The organism is Halopseudomonas pertucinogena, assembly GCF_014646575.1.
GTDB classification, from domain to species: Bacteria; Pseudomonadota; Gammaproteobacteria; order Pseudomonadales; family Pseudomonadaceae; genus Halopseudomonas; species Halopseudomonas pertucinogena.
Map to the genome: position 1 here is coordinate 425619 of NZ_BMNN01000002.1, position 13924 is coordinate 439542.

At 63.6% G+C, this 13924-nt stretch carries 15 protein-coding genes; 6 read left to right on the forward strand and 9 right to left on the reverse strand.

Annotated elements, in window-relative coordinates:
• The 3 genes from tssI to IEW63_RS07160 all read right to left on the reverse strand — a co-directional run.
• On the reverse strand, window positions 1–630 hold a 630-nt coding region (gene tssI / locus IEW63_RS07150; protein ID WP_188635913.1), incomplete at its 3' end, for a type VI secretion system tip protein TssI/VgrG.
• A 625-nt stretch (window positions 631–1255) separates the two neighbouring features.
• Entirely contained in the window at window positions 1256–1960 is a 705-nt protein-coding gene (locus IEW63_RS07155; protein WP_188635914.1) for an SDR family oxidoreductase, read from the reverse strand.
• 17 nt (window positions 1961–1977) lie between these two features.
• Window positions 1978–2391 (reverse strand): HPF/RaiA family ribosome-associated protein, encoded by a 414-nt coding sequence (locus IEW63_RS07160; RefSeq protein ID WP_188635915.1) that lies wholly within the window; start codon window positions 2389–2391, stop codon window positions 1978–1980.
• A 196-nt stretch (window positions 2392–2587) separates the two neighbouring features.
• Between IEW63_RS07160 and IEW63_RS07165 the strand changes: the two genes are divergently transcribed.
• Window positions 2588–3445: an alpha/beta fold hydrolase gene (locus IEW63_RS07165; RefSeq protein ID WP_188635916.1), complete on the forward strand. Its 858-nt coding sequence runs from the start codon at window positions 2588–2590 to the stop codon at window positions 3443–3445.
• A 5-nt stretch (window positions 3446–3450) separates the two neighbouring features.
• On the opposite strand, the gene IEW63_RS07170 is transcribed toward IEW63_RS07165, so the two are convergent.
• The 6 genes from IEW63_RS07170 to IEW63_RS07195 all read right to left on the reverse strand — a co-directional run bounded on the left by IEW63_RS07170 (window position 3451) and on the right by IEW63_RS07195 (window position 8687).
• Complete coding sequence (locus tag IEW63_RS07170; protein ID WP_188635917.1) at window positions 3451–3726, reverse strand: hypothetical protein; 276 nt, start codon at window positions 3724–3726, stop codon at window positions 3451–3453.
• A gap of 50 nt (window positions 3727–3776) precedes the next feature.
• Window positions 3777–5177 carry a cytochrome c gene (locus tag IEW63_RS07175; protein WP_188635918.1) on the reverse strand — a complete coding sequence of 467 codons (1401 nt, stop codon included), beginning with the start codon at window positions 5175–5177 and terminating at the stop codon, window positions 3777–3779.
• Window positions 5174–6805, reverse strand: a complete 1632-nt coding sequence (locus IEW63_RS07180) for a GMC family oxidoreductase (protein ID WP_188635919.1) — start codon at window positions 6803–6805, stop codon at window positions 5174–5176. Before IEW63_RS07180 ends, IEW63_RS07175 begins: the two co-directional genes overlap by 4 nt.
• Window positions 6798–7340 carry a sugar dehydrogenase complex small subunit gene (locus tag IEW63_RS07185; RefSeq protein WP_188635920.1) on the reverse strand — a complete coding sequence of 181 codons (543 nt, stop codon included), beginning with the start codon at window positions 7338–7340 and terminating at the stop codon, window positions 6798–6800. Before IEW63_RS07185 ends, IEW63_RS07180 begins: the two co-directional genes overlap by 8 nt.
• Before the next feature lie 65 nt (window positions 7341–7405).
• The gene (locus IEW63_RS07190) at window positions 7406–8254 is read right to left on the reverse strand and encodes an SDR family NAD(P)-dependent oxidoreductase (protein ID WP_188635921.1); all 849 of its coding nucleotides are present in this window, start codon (window positions 8252–8254) and stop codon (window positions 7406–7408) included.
• 133 nt (window positions 8255–8387) lie between these two features.
• Window positions 8388–8687 carry a DUF2288 domain-containing protein gene (locus IEW63_RS07195; protein ID WP_188635922.1) on the reverse strand — a complete coding sequence of 100 codons (300 nt, stop codon included), beginning with the start codon at window positions 8685–8687 and terminating at the stop codon, window positions 8388–8390.
• Window positions 8688–8839: 152 nt separating this feature from the next.
• Between IEW63_RS07195 and IEW63_RS07200 the strand changes: the two genes are divergently transcribed.
• The 5 genes from IEW63_RS07200 to IEW63_RS07220 are packed head-to-tail and all read left to right on the forward strand — an operon-like array spanning window position 8840 to window position 13669.
• The gene (locus IEW63_RS07200; protein ID WP_188635923.1) at window positions 8840–9967 is read left to right on the forward strand and encodes a branched-chain amino acid ABC transporter substrate-binding protein; all 1128 of its coding nucleotides are present in this window, start codon (window positions 8840–8842) and stop codon (window positions 9965–9967) included.
• Window positions 9968–10021: 54 nt separating this feature from the next.
• Window positions 10022–10948 carry a high-affinity branched-chain amino acid ABC transporter permease LivH gene (gene livH / locus IEW63_RS07205; protein ID WP_188635924.1) on the forward strand — a complete coding sequence of 309 codons (927 nt, stop codon included), beginning with the start codon at window positions 10022–10024 and terminating at the stop codon, window positions 10946–10948.
• On the forward strand, window positions 10948–12204 hold the full coding sequence (locus IEW63_RS07210; protein ID WP_188635925.1) for a high-affinity branched-chain amino acid ABC transporter permease LivM: 1257 nt from the start codon (window positions 10948–10950) through the stop codon (window positions 12202–12204). Before livH ends, IEW63_RS07210 begins: the two co-directional genes overlap by 1 nt.
• Complete coding sequence (livG, locus tag IEW63_RS07215) at window positions 12201–12968, forward strand: high-affinity branched-chain amino acid ABC transporter ATP-binding protein LivG (RefSeq protein ID WP_188635926.1); 768 nt, start codon at window positions 12201–12203, stop codon at window positions 12966–12968. Before IEW63_RS07210 ends, livG begins: the two co-directional genes overlap by 4 nt.
• Window positions 12968–13669 carry an ABC transporter ATP-binding protein gene (locus IEW63_RS07220; protein ID WP_188635927.1) on the forward strand — a complete coding sequence of 234 codons (702 nt, stop codon included), beginning with the start codon at window positions 12968–12970 and terminating at the stop codon, window positions 13667–13669. The genes livG and IEW63_RS07220 overlap by 1 nt, the downstream gene beginning before the upstream one ends.
• Window positions 13670–13924: the final 255 nt, after the last annotated feature.

Sequence of the window (13924 nt, forward strand, 5' to 3'; positions counted from 1 at the left end):
CTTGATCACCGGCTCGTCAGCGACCATGCCGTTGCCCTGGTCGAAGCTGACCGGGGCGAGGCGGGGGAATACGGTCTGGTCGTCGCCGAACACCAGCAGGTGACCGTCCTGGCTGTGACGGAAGTGGTAGTGGATGCCTTCTTCCTCGCACAGGCGCTGGATGAAGTGCAGGTCGCTTTCGTCGTACTGGGTGCAGTAGTCCCGTTCGGGATACTCGCTGCCCAGCTGGAACTGGAAGGCGTCGCTCTGGATGCCGTGGTCGTTGAGCACGCGGGCAATGATCTGCGGTACCGACAGGTGCTGGAAGATGCGCTGGTTGGCCGCATGCTGCAGGTAGGCCAGCCTGGGGATCAGCGTGATGCGATAACGGGTCAGGCGCTTGCCGGCTTCACCCTGGGCGACACCATGGATCAGCCCGTGCACGCCTTTGCCTGGGCCAGCGAAACCGAGAAAAGCGGGTTGGTGCAGCCACCCCTCGATATCCAGGTCCGGGTGCTCACTGACCAGCTCCACGTGAAAACAATAGGGTCGACTGATGGCTTCAGTACCCTGAAAGCTCAGCACCTGAAAGTCGTGCTCTAGGTGAGGCATGGCGAAAGTGAAGTGCGCGGTATTGGCCGGGGCGAACATCCTGTGTTCCGTGTCTGCCGAACAAAGTCGCCGTTATATCAGACCTGCGCTGACAGGGCCGCCGTTGGGAAACAGCGTTGTGAGTCAGTTGGCAAAATGTCAGCAGCGAGGGGTTTTCAGATACGGAGGCGTTTCGCTGCCGCAAGAAACCGGCGCCGGCCTGCCAGGCCGTTCATGTTTCTCCTGGGTATTTGAGCAGACATGAAAAAAGGCAGGTACGTCTCCGTACCTGCCTTTTCATTTCTTGTTCTTTTGACCGAGCGGCCAGTGCCACCCCCTTGAACCCATCCCGGGTTGTTCAAAGCAAGCGGATTGCTTTGGATGCGCAGGAAGAAGCTTCCCTTACTCCAAAAAAATCAGTTTGCTGCACTCGCACGTTTTGTTCTTGTTATGTGTGGAGCCGAATCTTGTTCTTGTTATGAGTTTTACGTCTGTTTTTATTCTTGTTGTGCTTATAACAATGCAGACGGCGTGCCACTTATTGAAACACTATTTAAATCAACAAGTTACGAAAAAAGCTGGGATAAGCCGTTCGGCCTAGTCCGCATAAGTGTTACCTTCCGACCCGCCAGGTGTTACCGCTCCCACAACCTGGGGCCGCCGTTTGGTAACAGGCGCTCACCATTTACCAGGCGTGTTTCTCCCCGTTCCATTTGAAGAACTCCCCGGTATCCGCAATGGTCATCCCTTCCACCACGGCCGCGATGCCGGCGGCGCTTTCCTGCGGGGTGATTTCGGCGTTGGGGCCGCCCATGTCGGTCTGCACATATCCCGGATGGATCACGGCGACGGTCACGCCCTTGTCCTTCAGGTCCATGGCCAGGCTGCGCATCAGTCGGTTGATGCCGGCCTTGGTCGCGCCATACACATAGAGCCCGCCGTGGGGCCAGGTGGATGCGCCGATCTGGCTGCTGAGGGTCATCACCTTGCCACCGGCCTCGGTAAGGTTGGGCAGCAGCGCCTGGGTCAGGCGGAACGGGCCAATGGTCATCACCTCGAAGGCCTGGCGCCAGTGGGTGAAGTCCTCTTCGGTGAAGGGGGCGTTGAGCAGGCTGTCGCTTCTGCCACCAATCACACCCGCCACGTTGAGCAGCACATCGACCGGCTTGCCGCCGACCACCTCGGCCGCGCCGTCAATGGAGGCGCCATCGGTCATGTCGAGGGGATGCAGGGTGAGCTGGTTGTCGGCGTTGGCGGCCAGCTGGTTCAGCTCCTCCGCCTCTTGCGGGTTACGACAGAGTGCGAAGACGCGGTTGCCTCCGACCAGATACGCCTTGACCAAGGCCAGGCCGATGCCCCGATTGGCACCGGCAATCACGATATTTGCCATCTTTTCTCCTGGGATTCCTATTGATTGTTCTGGCTATCCGGCCCGTAGTCTTCTTCCATCAGCGCGTCGCGACGGTCCGGGTCGGCCGTGGCCGGCGCGCCGGTGGCGCCCGCGGCACGCTTGTCGCGCAATTTGCCGAGCTGGGAGCCGAGGGCGCTGTGGATCTTGTCCAGCGCGCCTTCCACCGCCAGGCGGATCGAGTCGGCCTTGTGGGTGACGGAAATCGGTTGCAGCCCCTTGGGGCGGGCTTCAATCTGGCAGCGCTTGTCCTGGGCGCCGGCCTTTTCGCCGTTCTCGTCGTTGATGTGTACGGCCACGCGGGTCAGTTGTTCATCGAAGCGCTGCAGCTTGTCGGCCACGGCTCCGTTTGCCCATTCAACCAGTCTGGAACTGTTCTCTATGCGATTATCGGCGTAGACCTGTATCTGCATGACATCTTCCTCATCGTTGTGGACTCCTCTTCAGCCTACGTCATTCGCGGGAGATTTGCCGCCTCCCGGTGGTCCTATTGTTTTCAGCAGATGTACCGGCTGGCTTTCCGCTGAACGGTTGGCTGCTGACACCTGTCTGTCATCTCACTGGCCTTTAATGCGGGCCAGTGACGTTCCACTGTTCGAGGAGTGCGGCATGTATTCGGAGAAGGCAGTAGTACGGGTGCACAACGACCTGAAGGTGCAGACCCGTTTCTACCCCCACCCCACCAGCAACAACACTATCATCCTGGTGAACGGCTCGCTGTCCACCTGCGCGGCCTTCAGCCAGACCCTGCGCTTTCTCAATGCGACGCGCAATGTGATGCTGTTCGACCAGCCCTATTCCGGCGCATCACGCGTGCACAACCGCTCGCTGCCGATGCTGGACATGGAGGATGAGGCGCTGATCCTGCTGGAGCTGATCGAGTACTTCCAGGCGGATGAGGTGATGTCCTTCTCCTGGGGCGGCGTGTCCACGCTGCTGGCGCTGGCCCAGCGGCCCGAACGTATCCAGCGGGCGGTGATCAGCTCCTTTTCGCCGGTGCTGAACCGGCCGATGCTGGATTACCTGCAGCGCGCCCAGGACTACATGGCTGCCTGCGACCGGCACCGGATCGCCACGCTGGTCAACGGAACGCTTGGCAGACATCTGCCGCCGTCGCTCAAGCGCAGCAACTTCCGTCACGTTTCCACTCTGGATGTGCACGAGTATGCACAGATGCTGCAGCACATCCGTCAGATTCTGGGACTGGGCAGCGAGCGCTACATGCGCTGCGTGGGGAATATTGAAGTGCCTCTGCTGTTTCTCAATGGCGAACGAGACGAGTACACCACCGCGCAGGATGCACTGTACTTTGCAGACCTGGCGCGCCGCTCGGAATATGTGTGCATTCGCGGCGCCGGTCATTATCTGGAGCTTGAGCATCCCCAGGCCCGGGACGCTGTGCACCAGGTTGTGGAGCGCTTCCTGCTCGCCGGGGAGGATGCTCCCCGGCTACGCAGGGCCAGCTGAAAGCGTTACTGGGTCGTGCCGGTACCGCTGCCCGTGGCGGGATCGGTGACGTCGCCTGTGGCGCCGCCACTTTCGGTGCCCCGTCCGGTAGCGCCGTCTGTTCGCGGTGTCGCGTCGGTGTTGGGCGCAGGAGGCATGTTGCGTGGCTCGTCCGGGGTCTCGTACTCCTGCCCCGCTGCGGGCACAGGCTCGTTGTGGACGTTGCTCGCGGTATCATCTTCGTTACCGCAGCCAGCCAGCATCAGGACGGCAAAGGGTACAGCAAGGTAGGTCAGTCGCATGGGTATTCTCCGGTTGAGGGACGTCGTGGGTTTTGACCTGTGGTTTTTCATCAAGTGCGGATTAATTTGCGGCGCAGCATCAGCCAGACCACGGCGAGCACCAGAACGAAGCCGGCCGCTAGACCCAGCCGCGTCAGCCGCAGCAGGTTCGGTTGGCCCTGCGCCTGGGCCGTGCCTCCGCGCAGCGCCGCGACCTGTTCTATGGTTACGCGGGCGTCGGGATTGCCGTACATCTCCAGCACATGATTGCTCAGGGTGGCGATCTGCAGGTCGGTCAATTCATGGGCGAACCCGGGCATGTGCATGTCGTGCCCCTCCCCGACCCAGTGAATGCCGTTGAGAATCACCAGCGCCAGGTTGTTGGTGTATTCGCGGCCGGTGGCAGTATTGTTGAACAGCGCTGGCATTACCCCGTCTGCCGTGCCCTGACCGGATGCTCGATGACAGGCGGCGCAGTAGGCGTCGTAGAGTTGCGGGCCGGTCCAGTCCCGCGGATCGCCCGGGAGTCGCTCGCCGCGAATGGCCGCAAGATTATTGCCTGCTTCGCCCCATTCATGCACCGCGCGCTCGGGCTGCACGCCCGCCGATGCCGGCACCGTCTGCAGGTAAACCGCGATGGCTTCGAGATCTTCCTCGGTGGCATAGCGCAGGCTGTGGTCCACCACTTCGGCCATGGGGCCGGCCGCCTGGCTGCGCGGGGTGTTGCCGGTTTTCATGTATTCGACCAGCTCCTCGATGCTCCATTCGCCGATGCCGGTCCTGGGGTTCGACGTTATGTCCGGCGCCTCCCACGGCCCGACCGCACCGCCGGCGAGAAAGCGTGACTGCTGCTCGGCCATCAGCAGATTGCGCGGGGTGTGGCAGGTGCCGCAGTGGGCAAGGCCCTGGGTCAGATAGGCGCCCCGGTTCCACTGCTCGGTCTGCGAGGGGTCGGGGGTGAAGGGTTCATCGTCGAGGAACATGAAGTTCCACACTGCCAGCGACAGGCGGACGCTGAATGGAAAGGGCAGCTCGGTTGCCGGCGGCTGGTAATCGCTGGGCGGCACCTCGTTCATGAACCACTCGTACATCGCGGCGATATCTTCATCCGACACCTTGGCGTAGGCGGTATAGGGCATCGCCGGGTACAGCCGCTTGCCATCCGCCCGCACGCCCCGGCGCACCGCCGCATCGAACTGCTCCAGGGTGTAATTGCCGATGCCCGCCTCGGACGGGGTGATATTGGTCGCGACGATATCCCCCAGCGGGGTGGCCAGTTTCAGGCCGCCGGCGAAGGGCTCGCCCCCGGGCGCCGTATGGCAGGCAACGCAGTCACCGAGAATGGCGGCATATTCCCCGGGGCCGGGGCGCTCGTCGTCCTGCTTCTGCCCCTGGGCCGCTGCCACGGTTCCGAGCAGCAGGAAGGCACCGCTCAGCGTGACGAACACCCGCCGCACGGATCGGGCGCTCATGACTTGCCCTGCTCTGCCGCCCAGCCCCGCTCGGCGGGCAGCATGGCGTCCACCGAGCGCAACGCTACAGCGACTGCGGTCAGGGTGGAGTTGGCGGTCCCCGCGGTGGGCAATACACCGGTGCCTACCAGGAACAGATTCTCGTGGTCATGGGTGCGACCCCAACCATCACAGACGGATATGTTCGGGTCTTCGCCCATGCTGGTGGTGCCGCAGATGTGCTGATTGTTGGCGAAGGCATTCTCGTCGCTGAAGCGCAGGTTGCTGCCGCCCATCAGCTCGGCGATGCGGCGGAAATGCCACAGCGCGCTCTCGGCACCGCGCCGGGTGTAGGTATCGATATCGTAATGGGCCTGCGGTCTCGGCAGGCCGAGGGCATCCTTGCGGCTGCTGAGGGCAATGCGATTTTCCGGGCGGGGCAGAACTTCCAGTACGGTCTTGACGCTCATTTCCCGGGCGGCGCTGTGGCGCAGCCGGCGCTCGAACTCGGGGCCGTATACGCCCTCCAGCAGCAGACGCTGGGTGGTGCTGTCCACCCGGCTGATATTGGTGAAGTCGAGCCGGTAGCCGGAATAGTCCTCGCGAAAAGGTCCGTCCCGCAGGGCACTTATGGAACTGGGACTCTGCGGGCCACGGCCCAGCCAGAGATCCTCGTCGGCGTCGAAGGTCAGCGAGGTACTGGGATGGTCCATGAGATGGCGGCCGACCATGTCGGTGCGATTGGCAATGCCGTTGGGAAAGCGGTCGCTGGTGGACATCAGCAGCAGTCGCGGGGTCTCGATGCCATTGGCGGCGACAACGAAGGTGCCGCCGGTGACCCGGTAGCTGTTGCGCTCGGGGTCGTAGTAGTGGGCGGCGACAATACGATCCTGCGAATCATGCTCCAGCTTGTATACCACCGCGCTGGAAATCAGCCGGACCCCGGCCGCTTCCGCTGCCGCCGCCGCAATGCCACCGTGGTACTGCGCGTCCACCGGGCAGATCGGCTGGCAGTTGTTGCTGCCGCAGCAGGCCGGGCGCCGGTCGAAGGTACGGCTGTTGCGCGCCACCGGGTTGTTGGCAACCCGATAGGTGCCTGCCAGCCGCTCGCGGATACGGCGCATGGCCCAGGGCTCGGCCACTGGCTCCATGGGGTAAGGCTGGCTGCGCGGCGAGTCGGGATGCTCGTCGCCATCTCCGGCGACGCCCATCAGTTCTTCGGCCCATTGGTAGTAGGGGTCCAGCTCGTCGTAGTCAAACGGCCAGTCCACGCCCACGCCGTACAGGCTGTGCATGCGCATGTCGTTGGGCACGTTGCGCCAGGCCAGCGCCGCCCAGTGCCAGGTGCTGCCGCCGACCATGCGGATATACTCCGCCGGATAGGGATAGGGACCGGCCTGAACCAGATGCTCGTTGTCCTCGGGGCGGTAGACCGGGTGCGGTGCCCAGGGCGAGAAGGGATAGGGGGACATCCAGTCGCTGCGCCGGGGCGAGTTGCGGAAGTTCGCCACCAGCTGGGCCCGTTCGACCCTCGGTCCGGCTTCCAGCATGATCACCGAGGCGCCACGCTGGGCCAGCACCATAGCCACCAGTGCCCCGCAGATGCCCGAGCCTACCACCACGAAATCCGCCGACAGCTCCTCAGCCATCGACCGACCCCTTGCCCGGCTCCTGAGCCCAACTGCCGTAACCGCCGTAGCAGTAGCTGGGCGGCATCAGCACATCACTCACCAGCTGGGCGTTGAGCGCTTCTTCATAGGCCAGCACCCGGGCGCCATTGGCGGTCTCCACCACGCCGAGAAACCAGGCGGTGGCGATGCGCCGGGGCACGGCGGCCAGCTCCGGCCGGCTTTCGTCAAGAAACGCCTGCAGCTTCAGCGGATCGATGCGGTGCTGGTTGACCAGGGTGAGGATAGCCGACACCGCAGCGGGAAAGCCCTCGTCGTTTTCCAGCAGCGCATCGTAGTAACGGATGGCCAATTCATTGTCCAGCCCTTCGCGGCCGGCGATCAGTGCGGACAGAATGAGAAAGTTGCCCCGGTCGACATCCGGTGCGGACTCGGCCAGGGCCCAGGGAATGAGGGAGGCGGTGTAGGCGGTGACCAGTCCGGCCAGCACTACCCGCCTGGAAAGGCCTGCGGTGGTGGAAGGTCCCGCCGCAGCCTTATCCGGGGACAGGCGCATGTTTCAACCTCGCTGAAGGACGATGCTCTCAGCGTAGTAGAGAAGCGCGGCTGTGCCAGAGTTCCTCAGGGGTTCATCGAATCGAACACATCCTGCTCGCGGTCGGCGGCCTCGGCGCGCAGCTTGATCAGCTGCTTGATCTTGCGGTGGGGGAACACATAGAACTGGTTGGCCTCGACCGCCCGCAGGGTCATCTCGGCGATGTCGCTGGCGGGGATGCGGCCATGCTCCACGGCATACTTGAGCGCCTCGGCCCGCTTGAGCGCGATTTCACTCTTCTCCACTGTCTGGGCCTTGTCCGCCGGGCGGTTGCGGTCGGACTGGTGAATGCCGGTGGGGAAGAACGCCGGGCACAGCACGGTCACGCCTACATTCGCCCCGGCGTCACGCAGGTCCAGCGCCAGGGTCTCGGAGATGGCCACCACGGAGGTTTTGCTGACGTTGTAGATGCCGCTGCTCGGGCCATTCAGCCAACCGGCGGCGGAGGCGGTGTTGATGATGTGGCCTTCGTTCTGCTCGATCAGCATCGGCGTGAATGCCTTGATGCCCCACACCACGCCGTACAGGTTGACGCCCAGCACCCAGTCCCAGTCGTCCACGGTGTTCTGCCAGATGGGGCCGTTGACGCTGACGCCGGCGTTATTGAACACCAGGTGTGCACCGCCGAAGCGGCTGCGGCACAGCTCGGCCAGGGCCTCGACCTGCTCCAGCTTCGATACGTCCAGGCGCATGGTAGCCGACTCGGTGCCGGGGTGGGCTTCTTCCACAAGACGCAGGGTCTCCTGCATGCCGGCTTCGTCAACATCACCCAGCACCAGTTTCATGCCGCGGGCGGCGCAGCTCAGCGCCAGTTCACGACCCAGCCCGCTGCCGCCGCCGGTAATCACAGCCACCTTGTTGTCAAATTCCTGCATGCCTGCATTCTCCTGTGCCGCGCTGAGGTTCCAGCGCCTGGTTATATGGGTCCGGCAGGGAGGATGCCGCGACAGCGGATGCTGCGCCAGCGCTATGTATGCGGTTGATCGGCCTGCAACAATCAGGCTTATGTTATCGGCGCTCCTGCACCAGTACCCAGGGCCGGATGACCACGGCCCAGAGGGTTTCCGGGTTGCGCTCGTGCCAGTCAGCGGCCTGCTGGTCGCTGGCGCTGCTCAGCTGGTTGTTCTGCATCCAGTCTTTTACCCGGGTGCTGTCATCTTCGATCAGGGCCTGGGCCACCTCGACCAGATCCAGAGCGCTGTCGACCACCAGCAGTTCGCCCCGGGCAAAGTGCGGTTCGAGATCCTTCCATTCGATCTGGGCAGTGGCGCCGACAATGGCGGCGTAGGTTTCGCTGGGTTCGGTCATGGTGCTTCTCCTGGGGCAAAGGCGAGCATGGTAACCGGCACTGGTGCGGGTGCAAGCTTTCCTTCATCCGGGCTTTGCCCCAGGGACTGGCCCTCCGCCACTGGCTCCGCTACAGTGCTGATACAACTCCAATAACATCACAGGCAAACGGTATGAAAAAGACACATCGGAAGGTCCTTTCCCAGCTCCTCGCGATTACCACCCTTGCCGGGGTCAGCAGCCTCACGATGGCCGCTGACAACATCAGGATAGCGCTCGCCGGGCCGGTCACGGGCCCCGTCGCGCAGTACGGCGACATGCAGTTCACCGGCGCCAACATGGCCATCGAGATGATCAACCGTGCCGGCGGCGTCGACGGTCGTCAGCTCGAGGGCGTGGTCTTCGATGATGCCTGTGATCCGAAACAGGCGGTGGCGGTGGCCAACCGCATCGTCAACGATGGCATCAGGTTCGTGGTCGGCCACCTGTGCTCCAGCTCGACCCAGCCTGCTACCGACATTTACGAGGACGAAGGCATCCTCATGGTCACCCCGGCGGCCACCAGCCCGGACATCACTGCCCGCGGCTATGAACTGGTGTTCCGCACCATCGGCCTGGACAGCCTGCAGGGGCCGACCGCCGGCAAGTACATCGTCGAGCAGGTCAAGCCGAGCAAGGTCGCGGTCATTCATGACAAGCAGCAGTATGGCGAGGGCATTGCCACTGCGGTGCGTGATGTACTGGTCGAGGCCGGCATCGAGGTACCGATCTTCGATGGCATCACCGCCGGCGACAAGAACTTCTCCTCACTGATCGCCCGCCTGCGCCAGTCCGGCGTGGATTTCGCCTATTTCGGCGGCTATCACCCGGAGCTGGGGCTGATCCTGCGCCAGGCGCGGGAACAGGGGCTGGACATCCCCTTCATGGGCCCGGAAGGCGTGGGTAACAGCGACATCAGTGCCATCGCCGGTGAAGCCGCCGAGGGCATGCTGGTGACCCTGCCGAAGGCCTTCGACGAAGACCCGGCCAACGCCCCTCTGGTGGAGGCATTCAAAGAGCGCAAGCAGGACCCGCGCGGGCCTTTCGTGTTCCCCTCCTATGCAGCGGTCCAGGTGATTGCCGACGGCATCCGCATCGCCGGCAGCGATGACCCGACCAAGGTCGCCGAGGCCCTGCGCAGCAATACCTTCGATACACCCACCGGCCAGCTGGCCTTCGATGAAAAGGGCGACCTGAAGGACTTCAACTTCGTCGTCTACGAGTGGCATGCCGACGGCAGCAAGACAGCCCTGACCCAGTAAAACACGTCCTTGGCCCGGCACGACTGTGCCGGGCCAGCTGTCAAGGATGCTGCAATGCCTGACTCCTTCTATTACCTGTTGCAACAACTGCTCAACGGTCTGACCGTGGGCAGCACCTATGCCCTGATCGCCATCGGCTACACCATGGTCTACGGCATCATCGGCATGATCAACTTCGCCCATGGCGAGGTGTACATGATCGGCAGCTACATTGCCTTCATCGTGCTGGCGGCACTGGCGCTGCTGGGCATCGAGTCCCTGCCGCTGCTGATCATCGGCGCGCTGATCTGCAGCATGATCGTCACCAGCGCCTACGGTTACAGCATCGAGCGGGTGGCCTACCGGCCGCTGCGCGGCGGCAACCGGCTGATTCCGCTGATCTCGGCGATCGGCATGTCGATCTTTTTGCAGAACCTGGTGCGCATCGCCCAGGGCTCGCGGGACATCGCCATGCCCAACCTGGTGCGCGGCGGCATCGATATCGGGCCCTCTACCGGCTTTCACGCGACCCTGTCGTGGATGCAGATCATCATCTTCGTGGTGACGCTGATCAGCATGGTGTTGCTCACCCTGTTCATTACCCGCTCGCGCATGGGCCGCGCCTGCCGCGCCTGTGCCGAAGACCTGAAGATGACCAACCTGCTGGGCATCAACACCAACGCCATTATCGCCATCACCTTCATCATCGGCGCGGCGCTGGCCGCGGTGGCCGGGGTGCTTCTGGGCATGTATTACGGGGTCATCAACCCCTATATCGGCTTCATGGCCGGGCTCAAGGCCTTCACCGCCGCGGTGCTCGGCGGCATTGGCAGCATACCCGGCGCGGTGCTCGGCGGGCTGCTGCTGGGGGTTGCCGAAGCGCTGACTGCAGGTTATTTCAGCGCCGAATACAAGGACGTGGTCGCCTTCAGCGTGCTGATCCTTGTGCTGCTGTTTCGCCCCAGCGGCATCCTCGGGCGGCCTGAAGTGGAGAAGGTCTGATGCTGCGCAATCTGAAACCTGCCTTCATTTCTGCGGTGGTAGTGGTGATCCTCAGCGGCCTGCTGATGGGCGTGCGCCTCAGTCAGCAGGGCACATCGCTGGTGCTGGTCGGTGCCGGCACCGATGTGGCGGTCAAGATCGCCGGCGCCGCGCTGTTCATCTTCCTGTTCAACCTGTTCCGCGATCAGCTGACCGCGCTCTGGTATCGGGTACCTGCCCTGCCCCGCACGCCGGCCGCCTTCAGCGTGCTGGCGGCCCGCCCGGCGGCCCATCGGCTGCTGTGGTGCTTTCTGATCGCTGCCGCGCTGATCTGGCCGTTCTTCACCAACCGCAGCAATATCGACCTGGCCACCCTGGTGCTGATCTACGTGATGCTGGGCCTGGGGCTGAACATCGTGGTCGGGCTGGCCGGACTGCTTGATCTGGGCTACGTCGGCTTCTATGCGGTGGGGGCTTATACCTACGCCCTGCTGGCGATGTATTTCGGCATCGGCTTCTGGACCGGGCTGGCCGCCGCCGGGGCCATGGCGGCGCTGTTCGGCTTTCTGCTGGGCTTTCCGGTACTGCGCCTGCGCGGGGACTATCTGGCAATCGTGACCCTTGGCTTCGGCGAGATCATCCGCATCCTGCTGAACAACTTCACCAGCCTGACCAACGGGCCGAACGGCATCGGCAACATCCCCAAGCCGGACCTGTTTGGCCTGGAGTTCAGCCGCCGGGCCAGTGAAGGGGCGCAGACGTTCCACGAGTTTTTCGGGATCGACTTCAACTCGGTGCACCGGGTGATGTTCCTGTATTTTCTCGCCCTGGTGCTGGTACTGTTCACCCTGTTCGTCATCAACCGACTGCTGCGCATGCCGGTGGGCCGGGCCTGGGAGGCGCTGCGCGAGGACGAGGTGGCCTGCCGCTCGCTGGGTATCAACCCCACCGCGGTCAAGCTCAATGCCTTTACCATAGGCGCGACCTTCGCCGGGTTCGCCGGCTGCTTCTTTGCCGCGCGCCAGGGTTTCATCAGCCCGGAGTCCTTCACCTTCATCGAGTCGGCAATCATCCTCGCCATCGTCGTGCTGGGCGGCATGGGCTCGCAGCTGGGGGTGATTCTCGCGGCCATCATCATGACCCTGTTGCCCGAGGTGGCGCGCCAGTTCGATGAATACCGCATGCTGCTGTTCGGTCTGCTGATGGTGCTGATGATGATCTGGCGGCCCCAGGGTCTGCTGCCGATGAAACGCCCGCATCTGGAGCTGAAGACATGAGCGCGCCGCTTCTCGATGTATCCGGGCTGTGCATGCGGTTCGGCGGACTGCTGGCGGTCAACGAAGTCGCCCTGCGGGTCGAAAAAGGTCAGATTGTCTCGCTGATCGGCCCCAACGGCGCCGGTAAGACAACGGTGTTCAACTGCTTGACAGGGTTCTACAAGCCCAGCGCCGGCAGCATCCGCTTCCGGGGCGAGGAAGTCAGCGGCATGCCGGGCTTCAGGCTGGCCCGCAAGGGCATGGTGCGCACCTTCCAGCATGTGCGGCTGTTCAGGCAGATGAGCGTGGTGGAGAACCTGCTGGTCGCCCAGCACCATCACATGAATACCAGCATGCTGGCCGGGCTGTTCAAGACCCCGGGATTCCGGCGCAGCGAGAAGGAGGCGATGGAGCGCGCCGCCTGGTGGCTGGAGCGCATGGATCTGCTGGAGTTCGCCAACCGTACCGCCGGCACCCTGGCCTACGGTCAGCAGCGGCGGCTGGAAATCGCCCGCTGCATGGTCACCCGCCCCACCCTGCTGATGCTCGACGAGCCCGCCGCAGGCCTCAATCCGCGGGAGACCGCCGACCTGCAGGAGCTGATCGCCGAACTGCGCAGCGAGCATGGCATGAGCATTCTGCTCATCGAGCACGACATGAAGCTGGTGATGGGCATTTCCGATCAGGTGGTAGTGATCAACCAGGGCAGTCCGCTGGCCGATGGCACACCCGAGCAGGTGCGGCAGAATCCGGACGTGATCAAGGCCTATCTGGGGGAAACCTGATGCTGTCGTTCAACCAGGTCAACACCTTCTACGGCAAGATCCAGGCACTGCACGATGTGAACCTCGACGTGCAGAAAGGCGAGATCGTCACTCTGATCGGAGCCAACGGCGCGGGCAAGACTACCCTGCTGATGACGCTGTGTGGCGATCCGGCTCCGGCCAGCGGCAGCATCCGCTACCACGGCGAGGAACTCGCCGGGATGGATACCTGCGACATCATGCGCCGGGATGTGGCCATCGTGCCGGAGGGGCGGAGGGTATTCTCCCGGCTGACGGTTGAGGAGAATCTTGCCATGGGCGCGTTCTTCCTGCCCAGGGACGAGGTGGCCGCCCAGCTGCAGGCGACCCTGGAGTTGTTCCCGCGGTTGAAGGAGCGCTACCAGCAACGCGCCGGCACCATGTCCGGCGGTGAGCAGCAGATGCTTGCCATCGGCCGCGCCCTGATGAGCAAGCCGAAGCTGCTGTTGCTGGACGAACCCTCGCTGGGTCTGGCGCCGATCATCATCCAGCAGATATTCGAGATCATCGAAGAGCTGCGCCGCCAGGGGGTGACCATCTTTCTGGTCGAGCAGAATGCCAACCAGGCGCTGAAGCTGGCGGATCGAGGGTATGTGATGGAGCATGGGCACATTCTGATGCAGGGCAGCGGGGAGGAGTTGCTGGCAGATCCGCAGGTGCGCCGGGCTTATCTGGGGGCGTAGGGTTGTGGGGCTGCCCGGGCCTGGGGGCGGGCGTGCTTTGCACGCCAATCGCGCCGAGGTCGGCGCTCCCACAGAAACCGTGGTGAACGCGGCGGGGGCGGTGCTCCGACGAAAACCGTGGTGATTGCGGCGGGGGCGATTCCCGCCCGGTAGATACGCCACCTGGATACACCACCTATCCGTAGGAGCCGCGACCCCGCGGCGATGGCCGCCGCCAGGCGGCCCTGCGGCTGGCTGTCGTTATGTGGCTTGCCT

Excerpts from the sequence above, each read along its gene's own strand:
- livG (WP_188635926.1), top strand. The coding sequence starts at position 12,201 with ATGAGCGCGCCGCTTCTCGATGTATCCGGGCTGTGCATGCGGTTCGGC.
- livH (WP_188635924.1), top strand. The coding sequence starts at position 10,022 with ATGCCTGACTCCTTCTATTACCTGTTGCAACAACTGCTCAACGGTCTG.
- IEW63_RS07175 (WP_188635918.1), bottom strand. The coding sequence starts at position 5,177 with ATGAGCGCCCGATCCGTGCGGCGGGTGTTCGTCACGCTGAGCGGTGCC.
- IEW63_RS07180 (WP_188635919.1), bottom strand. The coding sequence starts at position 6,805 with ATGGCTGAGGAGCTGTCGGCGGATTTCGTGGTGGTAGGCTCGGGCATC.
- IEW63_RS07165 (WP_188635916.1), top strand. The coding sequence starts at position 2,588 with ATGTATTCGGAGAAGGCAGTAGTACGGGTGCACAACGACCTGAAGGTG.
- IEW63_RS07190 (WP_188635921.1), bottom strand. The coding sequence starts at position 8,254 with ATGCAGGAATTTGACAACAAGGTGGCTGTGATTACCGGCGGCGGCAGC.
- IEW63_RS07220 (WP_188635927.1), top strand. The coding sequence starts at position 12,968 with ATGCTGTCGTTCAACCAGGTCAACACCTTCTACGGCAAGATCCAGGCA.
- IEW63_RS07155 (WP_188635914.1), bottom strand. The coding sequence starts at position 1,960 with ATGGCAAATATCGTGATTGCCGGTGCCAATCGGGGCATCGGCCTGGCC.
- IEW63_RS07160 (WP_188635915.1), bottom strand. The coding sequence starts at position 2,391 with ATGCAGATACAGGTCTACGCCGATAATCGCATAGAGAACAGTTCCAGA.
- IEW63_RS07170 (WP_188635917.1), bottom strand. The coding sequence starts at position 3,726 with ATGCGACTGACCTACCTTGCTGTACCCTTTGCCGTCCTGATGCTGGCT.
- IEW63_RS07195 (WP_188635922.1), bottom strand. The coding sequence starts at position 8,687 with ATGACCGAACCCAGCGAAACCTACGCCGCCATTGTCGGCGCCACTGCC.
- IEW63_RS07200 (WP_188635923.1), top strand. The coding sequence starts at position 8,840 with ATGAAAAAGACACATCGGAAGGTCCTTTCCCAGCTCCTCGCGATTACC.
- IEW63_RS07210 (WP_188635925.1), top strand. The coding sequence starts at position 10,948 with ATGCTGCGCAATCTGAAACCTGCCTTCATTTCTGCGGTGGTAGTGGTG.
- IEW63_RS07185 (WP_188635920.1), bottom strand. The coding sequence starts at position 7,340 with ATGCGCCTGTCCCCGGATAAGGCTGCGGCGGGACCTTCCACCACCGCA.